This is a genomic window from Symmachiella macrocystis, assembly GCF_007860075.1.
Classification (GTDB): Bacteria; Planctomycetota; Planctomycetia; order Planctomycetales; family Planctomycetaceae; genus Symmachiella; species Symmachiella macrocystis.
On sequence record NZ_SJPP01000001.1, the window covers coordinates 3198387 to 3214736 of the forward strand.

Genomic DNA, 16350 nt, shown 5'->3' on the forward strand with positions numbered 1-16350 from the left:
ATGAAGATTCAGGATAACGGACGACATCCTCAATACTCGAAAGGACGCGGCGGATGCCGAAGATTTTGCTTGTTGATGACACCGAAGACAATCGCGATATGCTGACGCGCCGACTTCAAAAGCGAGGTTTTGAAGTCGTGGGGGCCGTCAACGGCGTCGATGCCTGCGAAAAGGCTGCTTCCGAAGCGCCTGACTTGGTCTTGATGGACATGCAGATGCCCGTGATGGATGGCTACGAAGCCACACGGACGATCAAAAATGCGGCCGAAACATGCGACATCCCCATCATCGGGTTGACCGCACATGCCATGGCCGGCGATCGCGAAAAGGCATTGGCAGCCGGTTGCGACGACTATGAAGCCAAGCCGATCAATTTTTCTCAATTGCTCGAAACCATCCAAGCCCTGTTGAAAAAACGGTCCACCCCATGACACACACACCTCGGTCGGGTGGCCAACAGCGTCGTCACGATGACGCACAGTCTGACCTCCCCACCACCACCACCACACATGTGGCCGACCGCGTCCGACGGGCGTTCTTGGCTACAAAACGGGACGAATTGCTGACACCGGTCCGCGTGATCAGCGATGTCAGCGGTCACATACTCACAGTCGCCCGCGACATGGATCAGCCCGGCTTCTCCGGTGACATCCTCAAAATTCAATCCGCCGGCGAGTCGCTCACTGCCTTGGTGCATCAAATCCTCGCCCCGGCAGCACCGGGAGAACCGACCGTCGATGACGAATCGGTCCGCTCGCGGTTGCGGCATGATATGCTCAACGAACTCAACCCGGTCATCAACTATTCGGAGATGTGGCTGGAAGATGCCGAAGAGCAATTTCTGTCCGGCTTCATTCCCGAACTGCGGCTGATTCATAACGCGGGATTGCGTTCGGCTGAACTGGTCGACAAAATTTTGGCGGCTTGGGATATCGATGCTTCCGACGTGGCCTCCGACCTGGGAGACTTGGATCACCTTCACGCAATTTTCGACTACAAAAAGGACTCCGCCATCGCCACGGAACAGGGACATGTGTTGGTTGTCGACGATAACGACATCAATCGTGACATTCTCAGTCGGCATTTAGAAATCCAAGGACACACGGTCGTCACCGCACGGGACGGCAAGGAAGCGTTGGAATTGCTCAACAACGGCGACTTTGATTTGATGCTCCTGGATATCGTCATGCCCGGCATCAATGGTTTCGAGGTGCTCGCGCGGACAAAAAGTGATCCGCGGTTGCGGGAAACTCCGATCATCATGATTTCCGCACTGGAGGAAATGGAAATCGTCGCCCGCTGTATCGAATTGGGCGCCGAAGACTATCTCCCCAAACCGTTCAACCCCGTGGTACTCAAAGCGCGGGTCGGCGCCTGTTTAGAAAAACGGCGGTTCCGGCAACGCGAAATCTCCTACCTCAATCGCATCGAACAGGAAAAACAGCGTGCCGACGAATTGCTGCACGTGATTCTACCAGCCGATATCGTCTCGGAACTCAAGACCACCAACGAGGTCGCGCCCCGCCGCTACGACAATGTCGCGGTCCTGTTCGCCGACATCGTCGATTTCACTTCCTTTTGCGAACAGCACTCCCCCGAAGAGGTCGTCTCCAATTTGCAGAAACTCGTCGTCACCTGGGAAGAAATTGCCCTGCGGCATGGGGTGCAAAAAGTCAAAACCATCGGCGATGCGTTTATGGCGGCCTGCGGACTGTTTGGAGACAGTGACGAACCGGTGCTGAACTGCGTCCGCTGTGGATTGGAAATGATCCAAGCCACGCTCGATTTACCCATTGGCTGGAACGTGCGCATCGGCATCCACACCGGGTCGGTCGTCGGCGGTGTGCTCGGTCGCCGGCAATACCTGTTTGACCTGTGGGGCGACACCGTGAACACAGCCGCGCGCATGGAAAGTCACGGCATCAAAGGCTCAATCGTCCTCAGCCGTGAAGCCTGGAACCGTGTCGAAAAAGACAGCCAGGGGACGCCGCTGGGAGCGATTACCGTCAAAGGAAAAGGCGACATGGAAATGTTCCGCTTCGATGGTTTCAACGAAACTCCGCCATCGCAAACGTGAAATCTTGAGGGGCCCGCCTGCCCGCGCAGCGGTTTTTGATCTCTGGATTCCTCAGTGAAACCTGCTGCGAATGCGGGGATTGCGGTTGAGGAAACCTGCGAATTGATGGTAGGCTAAGCGATTGCCATCTCGGTGAATGTCTGAATTCACACAAAAAGTGTGTGATAGATTACATTTCCCACGACGGATATCACGGATCATAGAGTTCAGTTTGCTGCTGACGATCCGACAATCGCACAATTTCAAGAAAGGGCAACCGCATGTCTAAACGCTTCCTCACCGTGGTCTGCGCATGTGTCGCGCTCGGATTCACCGTCAGCGTCCAAAGCGCTGAAGACAGTAAGACCGCCGAGAAAAAATTCGACGCTAAATGCATCGTCTCCGGCGCACCGGCCAAAGAGGCATCCTTCGTGGACTATCGCGGCAAGAAGCTCTTCTTCTGCTGTGAGAATTGCCCCAAGGCGTATAAGGCGAATCCCGACAAGTTTCTGGCCAAAGCCAATCACCAATTGCTGTACACCAAGCAAATCACCGAGGTCGCCTGTCCGCTGACCGGCAAGCCGATCAATGAAGAAAAGACGCTCGACATCGAGGGGGTCAAAGTTGGTTTTTGCTGCGGCAATTGTCTGGCCAAGGCAAAAAAAGCGGATGATCGGGCCATCAAGCTGGTGTTTTCTCAGTTCGACAAAGGCTTCACGCTGCAAACCGACTGCCCAGTCTCCGGCAAGCCGATCGTAGCTGACCAAAAAGTGTCGTTCGAAGGCCAAAACGTCTACTTCTGCTGTCCCAATTGTCCAGACGCATTCAAAGCCGATCCTGAAAATTTTACCGGCAAAGTCCCGCAACTTGTCGAACAAGCAAACGCAAAAAAGAATAATAAAAGCAATTTGAAGGGTAAAAAAGATAAGGATTCATAAGTTCCGTAAGGAACCGGAACTTGCGCCGCATTGAGCGGCGGTGAATTGCAGGATCTAAATTTAAACAAGAACCGCTGAATGGGTACGCCCATTTGGCGGTTTTTTAATATACATGGATGTGGTAAATGACCAGTTTATTGTGACTCGGTTGGGAGCATCGTTTCGACGGGTTGGCCGTCGACGAGAGAAGAATCGGGCGCGAGGATCACCGGTTCGTTGTCGTTCGCTCCCGAGAGAACCTCGACCTCGAAGTCGTTGGCCAGTCCAATCTTGAGGTCCACTAACTGCGCCGCCCCATCGCGAACCACCATCGCTTGCCAATTGCCGGCAGCGCTGCGAAAGATTGCCGACCGTGGAATGATCAGTGCGTTTTGTTTTTGCTGCGTGAAGATTTTGATACGGACACGATAATCGATGCCCAGTTTCCGCCCCGCTTTTTTGAGTTGCTCCAGCCCCTCAGGGTCAAACGCGATGACGACCTTCACCCGTTGTTGCTCCACGCCCAGCGACGAAACTTTGGTGAAGCCGCGCGGATAAATCCGCGTCACCTTGCCGGTGATCGGTTCGGCGCCAATCGCGGCGCCGCTGATTTCCACCGGGAAGCCGACCTGAATGGTCACCGCATCTTGCGCCAAGATTTCCGCTTCGACCTCCAACTCGTCCGGTTGGCCGATTTCCAACAGCACTTCACCCGACGGGAGTACGCGTTCGTTGGATTCCATTTTTTCCAACACCACGCCGTCGACGGGACTATGAATCTCCGCCCGCTTGCGATCGCGCTGCGTTGCGGCTTGCGTTTCAATCTGGTCCTGCCGAAACAACTGCGTGAGAGCTAACGCAATTTTGTAGTTCAGATGCGTCAACTCGTCTTTGCGCAGTTCCGCACGGCTTTCGATCTCCAATAATTCCGCTTCGCTCTTTTCAGCCTCGGGGACTGCCTCTCGTTCAAACAATTGTGAAATCCGCCGGTGTTCTTCTTCGGCAAACTTGAGTTTCGCCTCGCGGGCCAGCAATTGCTGCTGTGAGCTTTTGATGCTATTCCCAAGCGTTTCAATCATGCGATCAAAACCGAGCACACGAATCGACTCTTGTGAGACATCGCGATCCAGATCTGCCGGATCGAGCCTGGCAACGACCTCCCCTTTAGTGACACGGTCCCCCGCTTTGAGCGAAATCGGCAACACGCGTCCGGCGAGCGGCATGGAGATACGATACGTCTCCGGCACGCGCGTTTTCGCCCGTTCTTCGACGTACACACGAATGTCCCCCTTGTGAGCGAGCGCCACATCCACAGGAACTTCCGTAGGCGAGCGAAAAAACGCTACGCCCCCGACAACAACTCCCAGGATGAGCACCACCCAGATCCAACGCAACATGGTATTCCTTTTGTTAGGCTTGAGGCTTGAGGGGACAGGCGCGAGGGCTGGCCGATGCATGTTGATAGTGGATACGAAACACCATGGCCATTTCTACGTTTGTCGCCTCTGCACATTCTTTCTGGCCACTAGTCACCGACCACCAACCACTAGCATCTCACTCCTTCACGTTCAATGCCCGTTGCCAGTCCATTTTACGGACCGCCCATTGGACCGGGAAGTGCGCTAGGAATGTGAAGACAACACCGGTGACAATGGTGATCCCAAAACTACGCGGTTCGATGACAAACGGCATCCGCAACATTTCAGTACTCGAGGCTTCGTCGATCACATAGCTGAGCCAATAACCCAACGGCAACCCGATGGCCGTTCCCAGCATGTTGATTAAAAAACTCTCGCGAAAGAAGATCGCCCCCACTTCGCGCGGCGTGTATCCCAGCACACGTAGCGTGGCGATTTCCTGTTGCCGTTCGGCCAAGGATATCAGCGAAGCGGTCAAGACGCTGCCGCAAAAAATCAAACCTGCGAATAGCACCATGATGGCCACCACGGCGATCGTGGGACCTAAGATTAATTCTTCCAGTAAGATCTTTTGCTCGCGCGCCGACCCAACGCCCTGCAAAGCGGGGAACTGTTTCAATTCTCGGAACAACTTCTGTCGCGCCTCTTCCCCCGGTTGGACTTTCAATTGGAGCGATGTGACAGACGTCTCTTCTCCCACAAGATGATTTAAGTATTCGAGATTGGCGAACGCGGAGATGCCCATCAGCGATTCATACACATGGGCCACCGGAATCTTGATTTCTCGTGTCTCTCCTTTGAGTGGAGCAATGGTCAACTGGTCGCCGGCAGAGACATCCAGCATATGTGCCAGTTGGCGGTTGAGCATCACGCCGGTCTTGGGAATGGGCACGGGATTTCCCTGCGCATCGCGGGGAACCGTCAGACGCGCGGTCGGCACGATCCCCGTGATGCCCCCCGTTTTCTTGTGCAGGCCGTTGTGAAACGTGCAGCCGAGCGAGAACACCGGTTCGACAAGATCCACACCGGACAAGCGTTGAGCCTCGTAAACCACACTATAATCGTGCTCCCCTTTCAGCGAGATTTCGTAATCGCTGAGCATCATTTTATCGAACTGGAATGTGATGACCTCATGGAACGAGTCCAGCATATGCAGAGTCACGAACACCAACGACGCCCCCGTCATAGCAGCGAATAGTCCCGTGGCTGTACGGACGCGCTGGCGGAAGATGCTGCGGAGCACGATCTGCCAGCGGAAATCGAGCTGCCGCCAAAAAAAACTTCCTCGTTCCAAAAACGTCCGTCGTCCCACAACCGGCGGCTTGGGCCGCATCGCCTCGGCCGGTTTGAGCCGCATCACCGCCCGCACGCCGCGGAGAGTCCCCAAGACCGAGAACAAAACACTCAACAACAAACCGACACCTAAGATGTACGGATAGGGACGATTGATCAGTCGCGGGAACTCAAAAAACTGCGCCTGCATTTCCGTGACGATGCCGGCCAGCCAATAACCCAATCCCACGCCGAGGAGGCCGCCGATCAGTCCAATGATCACACCAAAGTTCAAGTAATGTCCAAAGATGGTCCAGTTACTGACGCCGATCGCTTTCAGCGTGCCCACGATCGTGCGTTGTTGCTCAGCGATCCGCATCATCAGCACATTGAGAATTAGGATGGCGACCACCATAAAAATCGGCGGCAAAATCATCGACTCAATTTTAATCTTCTCGAGTTGGTCGACCACCATCTGGTTCGAGGGTTGTTTGGCCAGCGCCGTCGCTGTTGCTTTGCCATAGGGAGCCAGCACCGTTTCGATTTGATCGAGCACGCGCTGCGGTCGCTGCCGGACTTCGGGAGCCAGCAGGCCGACCACCTGATTGGCCGCCCCTTGAAAATCGAATACCTCCTCAGCGAACGGTTGCTTAACGAAGAAAATGCCGTAGTTATTCGCATCGGGAAAAATGCCCCCCTGCGACATCGTATAGACGTACTCGGGACTAACGGCCGTTCCGACGACGAACAATTCTTGACGGCGGTTGTTGAGCAACAGGTGAATCGTGTCACCTGGTTTGAGTCCCCGCGCCCGAGCGAAGGCGTCGCTGACGATGACCTCTTCGCTACGGAGATTGGTGAAGTATCCCCCGCTGCGGATCACGATATTGTTGATCACCGGCGTCGGCTCAGCGGGCAGGGAGATCACCTCACCCGACAGCGGCCGATCCACTCCCTCCAGATCGACCGAGACGCTGAAGTTGATCCGCGGTCGAAAGTCAGAGATGCCGCGGATTTCCCGCAGGCGCTGTAATTCAAGCTGAGGGATTTTTTCGATGTCGATCCAAAAATCAGCCATCCGGCTTTGTGCGTAATAACTGCGGCGCGAGAGTTCCAGATTGAAGTACAGCGAAAGATACAAAACGAACCCGGCAATCCCCACAGTGAGGATCGCCACGATAGCGATCAACAGCCCCTTGACCGCATAAAGATCGCGGCTCAATTTGCGATCAAGAACGCTCAACGTCGAGTCTCCCGGGGAGTGAGGCGGTCAGATTGTGCTGCCCTTTCAGGGCTATTTGTGTTGCGGGCATTCTCGTAACCCAGGGCAAACTCGCGTGAGCGCAGCGAACGCAGTGCCGCCCTGGGATGCGGTCAAGTGTAAAGAATTCGCCCTGAAAGGGCGACACAAACTTTGATGCGCGGGACTGTTATTAAACCGTAATTCGGGGAAGCAATCGAATCGGTTCCCCCCACTATTGGCTCGCTCCGTCCTGGGGTACCCGTTCCTGTTCGGCGACTTTGGGCACGACCAACGGAACTTCCATCAATTCCAATTCATCCGCCAACGTGCGGATTTGTTGGACGTCGACTTTGGCGCGATCATCGAGGATGTCGAGATTCGTCAAAATGACTTGATCGCCCGCTTCCAACCCTTCGTCGATCAGCACCAACGATTGCAAGGTTTGGCCACGTACGATGCGACGCTTCACGGCGCGGCCGTCGTCGGCAACGTACACCGTCCCGTCTGTGATGCAATCCCGCGGGATGGCGATGGCACTGGGGATCACCGGTCCCTGGATTCTGGCGTTGACGAACGTGCCGGGAAGTAAGGGGATCGGCTGGTCGGCGTTTTCCACGCGAATGTAGACCTCGACTGTTCGTGTCGACTCGTCCGCTTGAGGAGAAACCCGTTCGATGATCCCCGTCCACTGCCCAGGAGAAGTCGTATTCCGAGCCAATGTCACGGTGGGGTTGTCGCCCGCTTTTAACAAGGCGGCCACTTTTTCATAGTCACCCAAGGCCAACGGGACGGGAACTTCGATCACGTCCAAGTCCAGCAATTTCACCAACGGATCGCCGGGACGCAGGTTTTGGCCGACTTCGACCATGACTTCGCTCAGAGCGCCGCTAAAGGGTGGCCGGATTTCTGTTCGGGCAAGGTCGAGCTGCGCTGTTTCCAAATCCGAGACCGCCGTCGCTCGCTTGCGTTCTAGTTGGAGTTGACGGACGGGAAACAACCGGGTTTCGTTGTCCAGATTTAAAACGGATTGCTTGTACCGCTCCAATTCCAATCGGGCGGTCGTCAGTTCCGTTTTGGAGATCACGCCCCGTTTTCCCAGATCCTCAATGCGTTGATATTCGCTTTGGTATACTTCGACATCGGCAGCGGCTTTTTTGATCAGGCGTTCGTTATTGGCTTCCTGCTCGGCTAGCACTTTGAGTTCCGCGTCGATCTCAGCAATGCGGCCCGATGCCTGCACCACGCGTTGCTTGTAGGTTTCCGGGTCGATGCGGACCAAGGGCAACGATGGGGTTGTCGACCGCGTGCGGCCTTGGCTATCGACCTCGACCTGTGAGGCAACGACGTTCGCCCCTGGTTTTAAGGAGGGATGTTTCTCAACGACCCGCCCGCCGACCTCGGCGGACAAAACGACTTCTCGATAAGCCCGAGACGTTCCAAAGCCCGAGATCACTTCTCCCAGCGGGATTTGCTCCGTCTTGAAAACGTCAACTTTGTAGACCTTTTCTTCGACCTCGCTCTGCTGGGGTTTTTCCTTCAGGCTGGCCAGTGCTTGAAACACCATGCCTCCGCCCACCAAGGCAAGGATGCAGCAGACAATGGTAATGACAACTCGCAGCCAACCGCGCGTCTGCTTTGGTTTTTTTTCGTCCGCCATATTCACTCAACCGTCCCATTGTCTAGAACCAGTTTCAAAACCCGGTTGCGCCTATTCAGGAATCTGTAATACAAGTGTTTGCGTGATTCGTCAGAGGGTTTTGAAACTACTTGTACAGACATCGAGCTTTGGAATAATCGGCGAACCGACGATCCACGATAATTGTCACACTGAATCATAGACAGCATACCCGCCAAGGTCTATCGGCAACATCCGCGATTTCGCAAACTCGGATCACCCACCCTTCCCTTTCTCGCAAAATGAATCCTGTTCTCATGTTAGGAAATCCGCACAACGATCCCAATTTGCCCCGCTGGTCGCAAAAATGCCAGGACCGCTTGACCTTTCGGGTGAAGGCTACGACGATTACCCCATACACAACGGCTGCGGATCACAATCCAAGGCTGCCGGCCGAAATTACTCTCTGAAACTCACATTCCGACGATGCCCACTGAAATCTCATCTCCCACGAAACGTTCATCACCATTGCCGCCGGATTATTTTTCGGCGGACGAAATCGAGCAATTTCGCCGTGACGGTTTTATCATCGTCCCGGGAATGGGGGATGCGTTGACAGTGGAAACGATGTTGTCGGTCACCCGCGCACATTTGGAACAGCCCATCGAACCCGTGGAACTTGAGGCCGATGTGCACTACCCCGGTGCCCCCCCATCACGGTCCGCTGCGGGAGGTCGAACGGTGCGTCGGCTGTTGATGGCCCATGCGCGGCATCCGGTGTTCACACAGTGGATCTGCAGCCCGGGAGTGGCGGGGCGATTATCGCAATTGTTGGACGCTCCCGTTGTGATGCCCTTGACGCATCACAATTGCATCATGACCAAACAGCCGCAATACAGCAGCCAGACGCATTGGCATCAGGACATCCGTTTTTGGTCGTTTGAACAACCCAATCTGGTTAGCACCTGGTTGGCATTGGGTGAGGAGACGCCGGAAAACGGTTGTCTGAGCGTGATTCCCGGCACGCACGCCATGCAGTTCGCACCCGACCGGTTTGACGCGGGCTGTTTCTTGGATCCAACCCAACCGCAAAACCAAGAACTGATCGACCGCCGAGTGGACGTGAAACTTTCGCCGGGCGACGTTCTCTTTTTCCACAGCCGCACGTTTCATGCAGCGGGAAACAACACAACGGACGAATCAAAGTTCTCGGTGGTGTTTACCTTCCGCCCAACGAAAAACCGTCCTCTGCCAGGGACGCGGTCCGCGGCGCTCGCCGAATTAATGCTGCCGGTGCTCTGAGGCTGAGTCGCCACTCCCAAAGGTTGCCGCACGGTTCACCGTTTATGGATCTAGCCGTTTTGGAGTTGGTTATCGGCGGGCGTTTCGAGGTTGGCGGACGGCGATTCTGGCTCGGTCGTTGTAGGGACCGCCCCGCCGCCTAGCAGCCAGGTCCATTTGCCAAAATCGCCACGATGCAGCATGACCAAATAGGCGGGGACGAGGATCGGCCGGACGACGAACGTGTCTAACAACACGCCGAACATCAGCGCAAACCCCAACTGCTGCATGCCCTTGAGCGTTCCGCCCAACACCAGCGACGAAAATGTGCCCGCCATAATGATGCCGCAACTGGAAATGATGCCACCGGTGCGCAACAACGCGACACGAATCCCCTCAATCGGTCCACGCCGCTGCTGTTCCTCATCGATACGCGTCATCAAGTAGATGTTGTAGTCTTCGCCAACGGCGATCAGGAACGTAAACAGGAAGATCGGCACCTTCCAATCCAGGCCGGCGAATTCCCCAGTCGATTCCAAGAACCAGAACAACACATACGTAAAACCGATGGTGACGAAGTAGCTGAAGAACACCGTCAGGATCAGATACAACGAGATCGAAAACCGGCGAAGCAAAATCCAGAGGATCACCAACACAACGGACAACACAGCAACGTCGATCACAATTCGATCGCGGTCCGTGGTCGTCTTTAAGTCGCGGATGTTCGCCGTGGACCCGATGAAATTCATATGGGTCGCTTTGAGCGGTTCGTCTTGTTTGGAGAAGAAATCGCGGATGACTTGTTCCACGCCATCCAGCCGCGCAATGCTGTTTTTGGAAAACGGATCTTCGTTGAAGATCACATCCAACCGCGTGGTATCGCCGCTCAAGCCTTCAACTTGCGTGACGTAATACTCCTTGGTCTTCTCATTGACCGCTTGCCGTTTTGCAGCTAGACGAAAACCTGAAAGTCCTTCCCAGCTTGGTTCATGCCGACCAAAAGGGGAAGAAAGGCTACGGACGTCGGCGATATTCAGCTCATCGCTTTTTTCCCGCAGTATTGTGGTCAATTCAGCGATTTTGTCCTTGGCATCACTGCTATTGAAATTCATTTGATCGTTTGCCAAAAGCACCGTGAGCGGCCCGGCCGTTCCTTCCGGAAAATGCCTCTGAATGGCCTTGGCACCAACAACGCTAGCATCATCCGACGGCAATTCTGACATCAGCCCGTAGCTGAGGTGGTTCCACGAAAGCACACCGACCGCAGCAAAAGGGATCATGATCGCCATGGTCCAACCCCACAGCCTCCGCGGATGTTCCAGCACCGCCTGCCCGATTTTTTCCCAGCCGTTACTGAGCGGGTTTAGCTCGATCAGCTTCGACATCAGCGTGCTGCCGGAGATCCACCCGGCGGTCGTAGTGATCCGTTCACTACGAATGTGCGGCCAAAATGCGAAGCGGCCAAACAACCGCAACAGGGTGGGTGTCAACGTCAGCGATGCGATCAAAACCACGATCAAGCTCAGAGCAATGCCGATACCGGCGTCGCGAAATTTACCGAAGGCGGCCAGCACCATCATGCCGATGCCGAACGCCGTGGTGAGCGCGCTGGCGGTCAGCGCCGACCCGACTTTTCCGACTGCTTCTGAGACTGCCTGATCGATATCGGCGCCGGCGTCCAGTTCCTCTTTGTACCGAGCAATTAAAAACAGGCAATAATCGACGCCCGCCCCATAAAGAATGACCGTCATATAGACGTGCATTTCCACAAAGGTGCGAAAGCCAAATAAAATGTCGCCGTCGTTGGCATTGAATTGCGATAGCAAGGAGGCCAACGATAATGAGACTTGGTTGGCAATCCCCACCGTAATCAAGGGAATCAACGCCAATAACGGCGCGCGATAGATCAAGATCAGCAGCAGGATCACCAAACCGACGGTCCAAGTCTCCGTGGCGGCGGCGCTCTCGTCACGCGCTTCGAGCATATCGCGGCCGACCGTCGCTGTACCGCTGAGTTGCAAGTCGAGACCATCGGGAATCAGTTCTTCTTCGAACAATTCGCCCCCGGGTCTGGCGATCAATGTCTCAATCCGGTGTATCGTATCACGGTTGCCATATTCGAGAAATTTCTCGGACAGCCCCACAATCACGAGCGCTGCTTGCCGGTCCTCACTGATCAACATTTCGCCAATCCACTCATCCGTGGGAGAACGGATCGACGTGATCTGTGTAATTTCGCTTTCCGGAATCGGACCGATTTCGAGGCGACGGACCAGATCGTCTTCGAGCGCCGTTTTCTGACGGGCGAATTCTTCTTCGCCCAATTCCTCTTCGGCAACGGCCAATTGCTCATTGATGACCACATCGTCGATGTCGGCCAAAATGGTTTCCAGCCGGGTTCGCAATTCCTCCTCGATGAAGGCCATGTCGTTGTCGTTCAGTTCGCCCTTCTCGCGGCGCACGACAATCACAATACTGCTGGCCAACAGATCATCGGGAAACGCTGCGGCGAACCGTTTTTCTCCTTGGATGCTGTCCATTTCCTTGGGCAGATGATCGAACTCGCCATCCAGGGCGACTTCTTTCCATTTGGGCGACACCCATTGGATGAAGGCAAAGAATATCAACCACCCGATGAAGACAGTCTTCCATCGGCCGCTGATCAGTTTACCAAGCTTGCCAAACATAGGAATGAATTGTTAATCCATAGAAACGACAGCGAAGATGTCCATAATCGGCGATGACGTCGAATGACGACTAAATCCAACCAATACTTCGCCCGCAATGGCCTGCATTCCAGCGCAACGGTGCTGGTGGTTATAGAGGAGAATATCAGGACGGAACCGGGTCCCGGCATGACTGTTGGGGGCCATTGAAGCAGCGGCTTGACCAGCTTCGGTCGGCACATCGATGACGATCAATGACGTCCGTAACCGCCCAAAGCTGTTTAGTGATAACGGAATAAAAAAATACGGTAACTCCCGAACCCTGGCCCGTCAATGAACTGCACCATCAGAGAGCACCAGATTCGCCTCCGGTGTTTCCCGTGGTTGTAAAGTAAATTCGTGTAATCTGTTTCATTGCAGCATGTTACGTAGTGCGATCTTCCGACGCCTGGAAGAGAAATTGACGTTCACGGCGAATCCTGATAATTTTCGGGAAGGAAATTCACCCACTGGATGAATTCAGCAAAACATTGTTGGACTTCAACTTACATCCTGCGGATCAAATCGCGGGCACCCAACGGAGAACCTCCTTATGTTTCGCATGCAACTCAGTGCCGGCGTTGCCATTATTGATGGACTACTCAACGTCGGGCTAAGTGACAAAATCACCTCGGTTGGTTTGCTGCAAGGGGTCTTAACGCTCACCTTGGGCTTACTCATCGCCTATCAGTCGGTGAAACGCGTTAGCGCAGACGAGTACGAGACGGCTGTATAATCGGCAAACTTCCCGTAGATACCGCTACTTCTCCGGCTGTTTGGTGGCTCCGCTGAGGATATCCGCCTTCCATGCCGCAAGCGACGTGAGCATGGCCTCGAGGCGTGCAGGTTGCTGTGCAGCCAGGTTCGTCGCTTCTTGCGGATCGTCAGCCAGATTGAAAAGCTGTGGATCCTCGTTGTTTCGTTCGACGATTAGCTTCCAATCGCCATCGCGCATCGCTGAACTCTTGCGATAGCTCCAAAAAAGTGGCCGCGCGAGACGTTTTTCTTTCCCGGCTAGAATGGAAGAAATGTCCGCACCGTCGAGATAATGGCCCTCCGGGAGGTCGACATCGGCGACGGCCAAAACTGTGGGCATCAGGTCCAGACTGATGCATGTTGTGCCGCTGACTGTTCCCTGCGGAATGTGCCCCGTCCAGCGCGCCACGGCGGGCACGCGATGTCCCCCTTCCCACAGACTTCCCTTGAACCCCCGCAATGCGCCGTTGGAACCGTTTTTCGTCGCTCCATTGTCGGAGAAAAAGAACACCAACGTCTCCCGGTCCAACTCCAATCGCTCGAGCGTGTTCAACACTTCGCCGATGCCGTTGTCCATTTCGGTCATCATTTGTTGATAAGCGCGGGCAATGTCCTTTCGAGCTGTGCCAGGAATCCGCTTGCGGCCTACTGCGCGGACCGGAGGATCATCCGGCGCCTGGTAGGGAGAATGCACTGCTTCGTGCGCCAGATACAGAAAGAACGGCTGGTCACGATGTTGCTCAATGAATTCGACCGCATTGCGATTGATCAGCCGCGTTGTATAGCCCTCTTCGGGTGTGAGTTGATCGTCGTGCCACCAATCGGCAACGCCCGTGCCATCGATGTGTGAAATATAATCGACGTTGCCGCTCACGAATCCCCGAAATCGATCAAAGCCGTGGTGTATGGGATTGAACTGCTTGCGATACCCGAGATGCCACTTTCCAAACAATGCGGTCGCATAACCCGCTTGGCGGAGCAATTTTGGAATCACGATTTCAGTGGTCTGCAGACCATGATGTCGATTGCGCTGCGGATCGGCAAACACAACGCCCGGGATACCCGCCCGCTGTTGATAGCGGCCGGTCATAAAACCCGCGCGGGTCGGGCTGCAGACCGCACCGCTGGAATGAAAGTCCGTGAACCGCATCCCTTCAGCCGCCAATCGATCTAAGTGTGGGGTTTTTAACGTGGTACTGCCGTAGCATCCCGCATCACCGTACCCCATGTCGTCGGCCAGGATAATGATCACATTGGGATGGCGCTGTTCAGCGGCGCACAGTTGAGAAGCAGCACCCCACAGGATCAACACGGCCGTCGCAGTTAAAACATTCAGCATGGTTCATCACCAGTCTGGAAATACAGGTACGGTGTTAAGACATCCTAGTTGTCAGGTTTGTACGTGCCCCTGTCAATCGTACGGCGCGGTGACGGTGCGGATGTTGCATGTTCTACGGCCGCTATCGGTTCGTGTGGTCCCGTAGCCTCTACCTTTGGGGATTCGACGTCCGATGTTGGGGCCGGTCGGTGGTCGATAATGTTAGCAAGGCGGCCCCCTGCGCACTGGGCGGGGAGAGAGCCGTCATTAAAACATGTGTTGTTCATCCGGTGCACTCCTCATCTCCCGCAGAGGGAATTTGGTCATGCGACTGCTCATTTCAGCAATGATTTTCACGGCGGCAGGTTTCGGCTACATGCAATATAAAACCGCGCCGGCCGGTGAGGATGGGTTTACGGGAATGTTCGTTGAGGATGAAAATCTGATCGACCCCGAGATTGTCAGCGAGACATTGGCGGAAGCTGGCAACGAGGTCGTCGCGGTGGCCGGCCCCCAGGTCCAGGACTTTTCCGAGATCTTTCGCTTCGATTTGACACCCAACCACGTGATGAACAAATGGCAACAGGTCTCCGCCAGCCTGCGGCATTTGGATCTACAAGGTTATCGCGTGCCGCTGGTGACGGGAATCGATGACACGGATCTGGCCGGAAGCCTAACGTACTATTTCGATACGCGGCAACGTTTACGACGGATCACATTTGTGGGGACCACTGGAAATCCATTGCGGCTAACGCACTTTATGACACAGCAGTACGGTTTTCGTCGGGTTGTGAATCAAGACCCCCGCCGCGAAAGTTACGCGGGCGGCCCCAAACTCGGAGGCTACTACAGCATCACGCCCATGGAACTGATCGATCGCGACGAATCGCACTCGAACTTCTCCATCGATTTGCGAATCGACATTTGAAGCAACGCATCGGTCGCGTCGTTTTTTGCGAACAACTTCAGTAGAATGCTTGTCTATACCCTTATCAGTCGTTTCAAAACCTCTGACGCATCTCGTTGAGACTGAACTGCGAGTTTTCAGAAAAAAGCTCAACCCGGTTTTGAAACGGATCCTAAGAAATTACACAAGCCTGCCGGAGGATGGACGCAATCCGCCATGCAAGAATTTCTCGATGCTGTCGTTGAGCAATTCCAGGAACACTGGATCAAATTCCTAACAGCCGCCGGCTTTATGGCGGTTGGCTGGTTCTTTGGCAAACGCAAAGCCAAAGCGGATTGGGCTAAGAAGGAATTCTTCGACCGCATCAATGTGTCGCTCAACACGATCCACGACGGCAAACTTTATATTCGCACGGTGATCGAAAAAAATTGCGCCGATGTATTTCTCAATGCGGTCGCCGTCGACACGATCAACGCCGCTGCACGAAAGACCAGCGAGCAAGACGCAATCATTCCGCTCGAAAAAGAGGACCATTGGTACTACTTGAATGCGGTCCTCAACGAGGTCGCTGAGAAATTCGCTTCCGGAACGCTCAAACGCGACATGCACCTCGACGTCAAGGTGGAACGGTACCTGATCTGCCTCACCTGTGAATGCGCCGGTGACATGCGCACGCGAAAAATCCGCGCGATGCTGATCAAAAAAGCATTGCTGCAAAAACTTCCTAAAGAGATGCCGCAATTCGAGTCCCCGCGTCACAGCACCCGCTGGGAGACTCTCAAACAACTCGCCGCACAGTACCAAAAGGATCCCCATAAATTCCTAGAAGTCGAAATCTGTGTCTAGCGTTTTGTCACGATTT

13 protein-coding genes are annotated in these 16350 nt (G+C 54.7%); 7 read left to right on the forward strand and 6 right to left on the reverse strand.

Annotation, left to right across the window (positions count from 1 at the left end; genetic code table 11):
* Positions 1-53 precede the first annotated feature (53 nt).
* The 3 genes from CA54_RS12315 (at position 54) to CA54_RS12325 (ending at position 2994) form a co-directional block, all read left to right on the forward strand.
* On the forward strand, positions 54-431 hold the full coding sequence (locus CA54_RS12315) for a response regulator (RefSeq protein ID WP_146371057.1): 378 nt from the start codon (positions 54-56) through the stop codon (positions 429-431).
* Positions 428-2077, forward strand: a complete 1650-nt coding sequence (locus CA54_RS12320) for an adenylate/guanylate cyclase domain-containing protein (protein WP_146371058.1) — start codon at positions 428-430, stop codon at positions 2075-2077. The genes CA54_RS12315 and CA54_RS12320 overlap by 4 nt, the downstream gene beginning before the upstream one ends.
* A 260-nt stretch (positions 2078-2337) precedes the next feature.
* Positions 2338-2994, forward strand: coding sequence for a YHS domain-containing protein (locus tag CA54_RS12325; RefSeq protein ID WP_146371059.1), 657 nt, complete (start codon positions 2338-2340; stop codon positions 2992-2994).
* 134 nt (positions 2995-3128) lie between these two features.
* Here CA54_RS12325 and CA54_RS12330 read toward each other — a convergent pair whose 3' ends face one another.
* The 3 genes from CA54_RS12330 to CA54_RS12340 form a co-directional block, all read right to left on the reverse strand.
* Positions 3129-4370 carry an efflux RND transporter periplasmic adaptor subunit gene (locus tag CA54_RS12330; RefSeq protein ID WP_197532412.1) on the reverse strand — a complete coding sequence of 414 codons (1242 nt, stop codon included), beginning with the start codon at positions 4368-4370 and terminating at the stop codon, positions 3129-3131.
* A 157-nt stretch (positions 4371-4527) separates the two neighbouring features.
* A complete protein-coding gene (locus CA54_RS12335) occupies positions 4528-6906 on the reverse strand; it encodes an ABC transporter permease (protein ID WP_146371061.1) in 2379 nt (792 codons plus the stop codon).
* 232 nt (positions 6907-7138) lie between these two features.
* A complete protein-coding gene (locus tag CA54_RS12340) occupies positions 7139-8563 on the reverse strand; it encodes an efflux RND transporter periplasmic adaptor subunit (protein WP_146371062.1) in 1425 nt (474 codons plus the stop codon).
* Positions 8564-9007: 444 nt separating this feature from the next.
* On the opposite strand from CA54_RS12340, the gene CA54_RS12345 reads away from it, so the two are divergent.
* On the forward strand, positions 9008-9823 hold the full coding sequence (locus CA54_RS12345) for a phytanoyl-CoA dioxygenase family protein (RefSeq protein ID WP_146371063.1): 816 nt from the start codon (positions 9008-9010) through the stop codon (positions 9821-9823).
* Positions 9824-9873: 50 nt separating this feature from the next.
* On the opposite strand, the gene CA54_RS12350 is transcribed toward CA54_RS12345, so the two are convergent.
* Together CA54_RS12350 and CA54_RS12355 are read right to left on the reverse strand one after the other, a co-directional pair.
* On the reverse strand, positions 9874-12489 hold the full coding sequence (locus tag CA54_RS12350; RefSeq protein ID WP_146371064.1) for an MMPL family transporter: 2616 nt from the start codon (positions 12487-12489) through the stop codon (positions 9874-9876).
* Between the two features lie 12 nt (positions 12490-12501).
* Positions 12502-12723, reverse strand: a complete 222-nt coding sequence (locus tag CA54_RS12355; protein WP_146371065.1) for a hypothetical protein — start codon at positions 12721-12723, stop codon at positions 12502-12504.
* 337 nt (positions 12724-13060) lie between these two features.
* Between CA54_RS12355 and CA54_RS12360 the strand changes: the two genes are divergently transcribed.
* Positions 13061-13243: a hypothetical protein gene (locus tag CA54_RS12360; RefSeq protein ID WP_146371066.1), complete on the forward strand. Its 183-nt coding sequence runs from the start codon at positions 13061-13063 to the stop codon at positions 13241-13243.
* Positions 13244-13267: 24 nt separating this feature from the next.
* Here the strand turns inward: CA54_RS12360 and CA54_RS12365 are convergent, their stop codons facing one another.
* Complete coding sequence (locus CA54_RS12365) at positions 13268-14602, reverse strand: sulfatase-like hydrolase/transferase (RefSeq protein ID WP_146371067.1); 1335 nt, start codon at positions 14600-14602, stop codon at positions 13268-13270.
* Between the two features lie 304 nt (positions 14603-14906).
* On the opposite strand from CA54_RS12365, the gene CA54_RS12370 reads away from it, so the two are divergent.
* Both CA54_RS12370 and CA54_RS12375 read left to right on the forward strand, forming a co-directional pair.
* A complete protein-coding gene (locus CA54_RS12370) occupies positions 14907-15509 on the forward strand; it encodes a DUF6690 family protein (protein ID WP_146371068.1) in 603 nt (200 codons plus the stop codon).
* Between the two features lie 195 nt (positions 15510-15704).
* Positions 15705-16334 (forward strand): hypothetical protein, encoded by a 630-nt coding sequence (locus CA54_RS12375; protein ID WP_146371069.1) that lies wholly within the window; start codon positions 15705-15707, stop codon positions 16332-16334.
* The last annotated feature ends 16 nt before the right edge of the window (positions 16335-16350 follow it).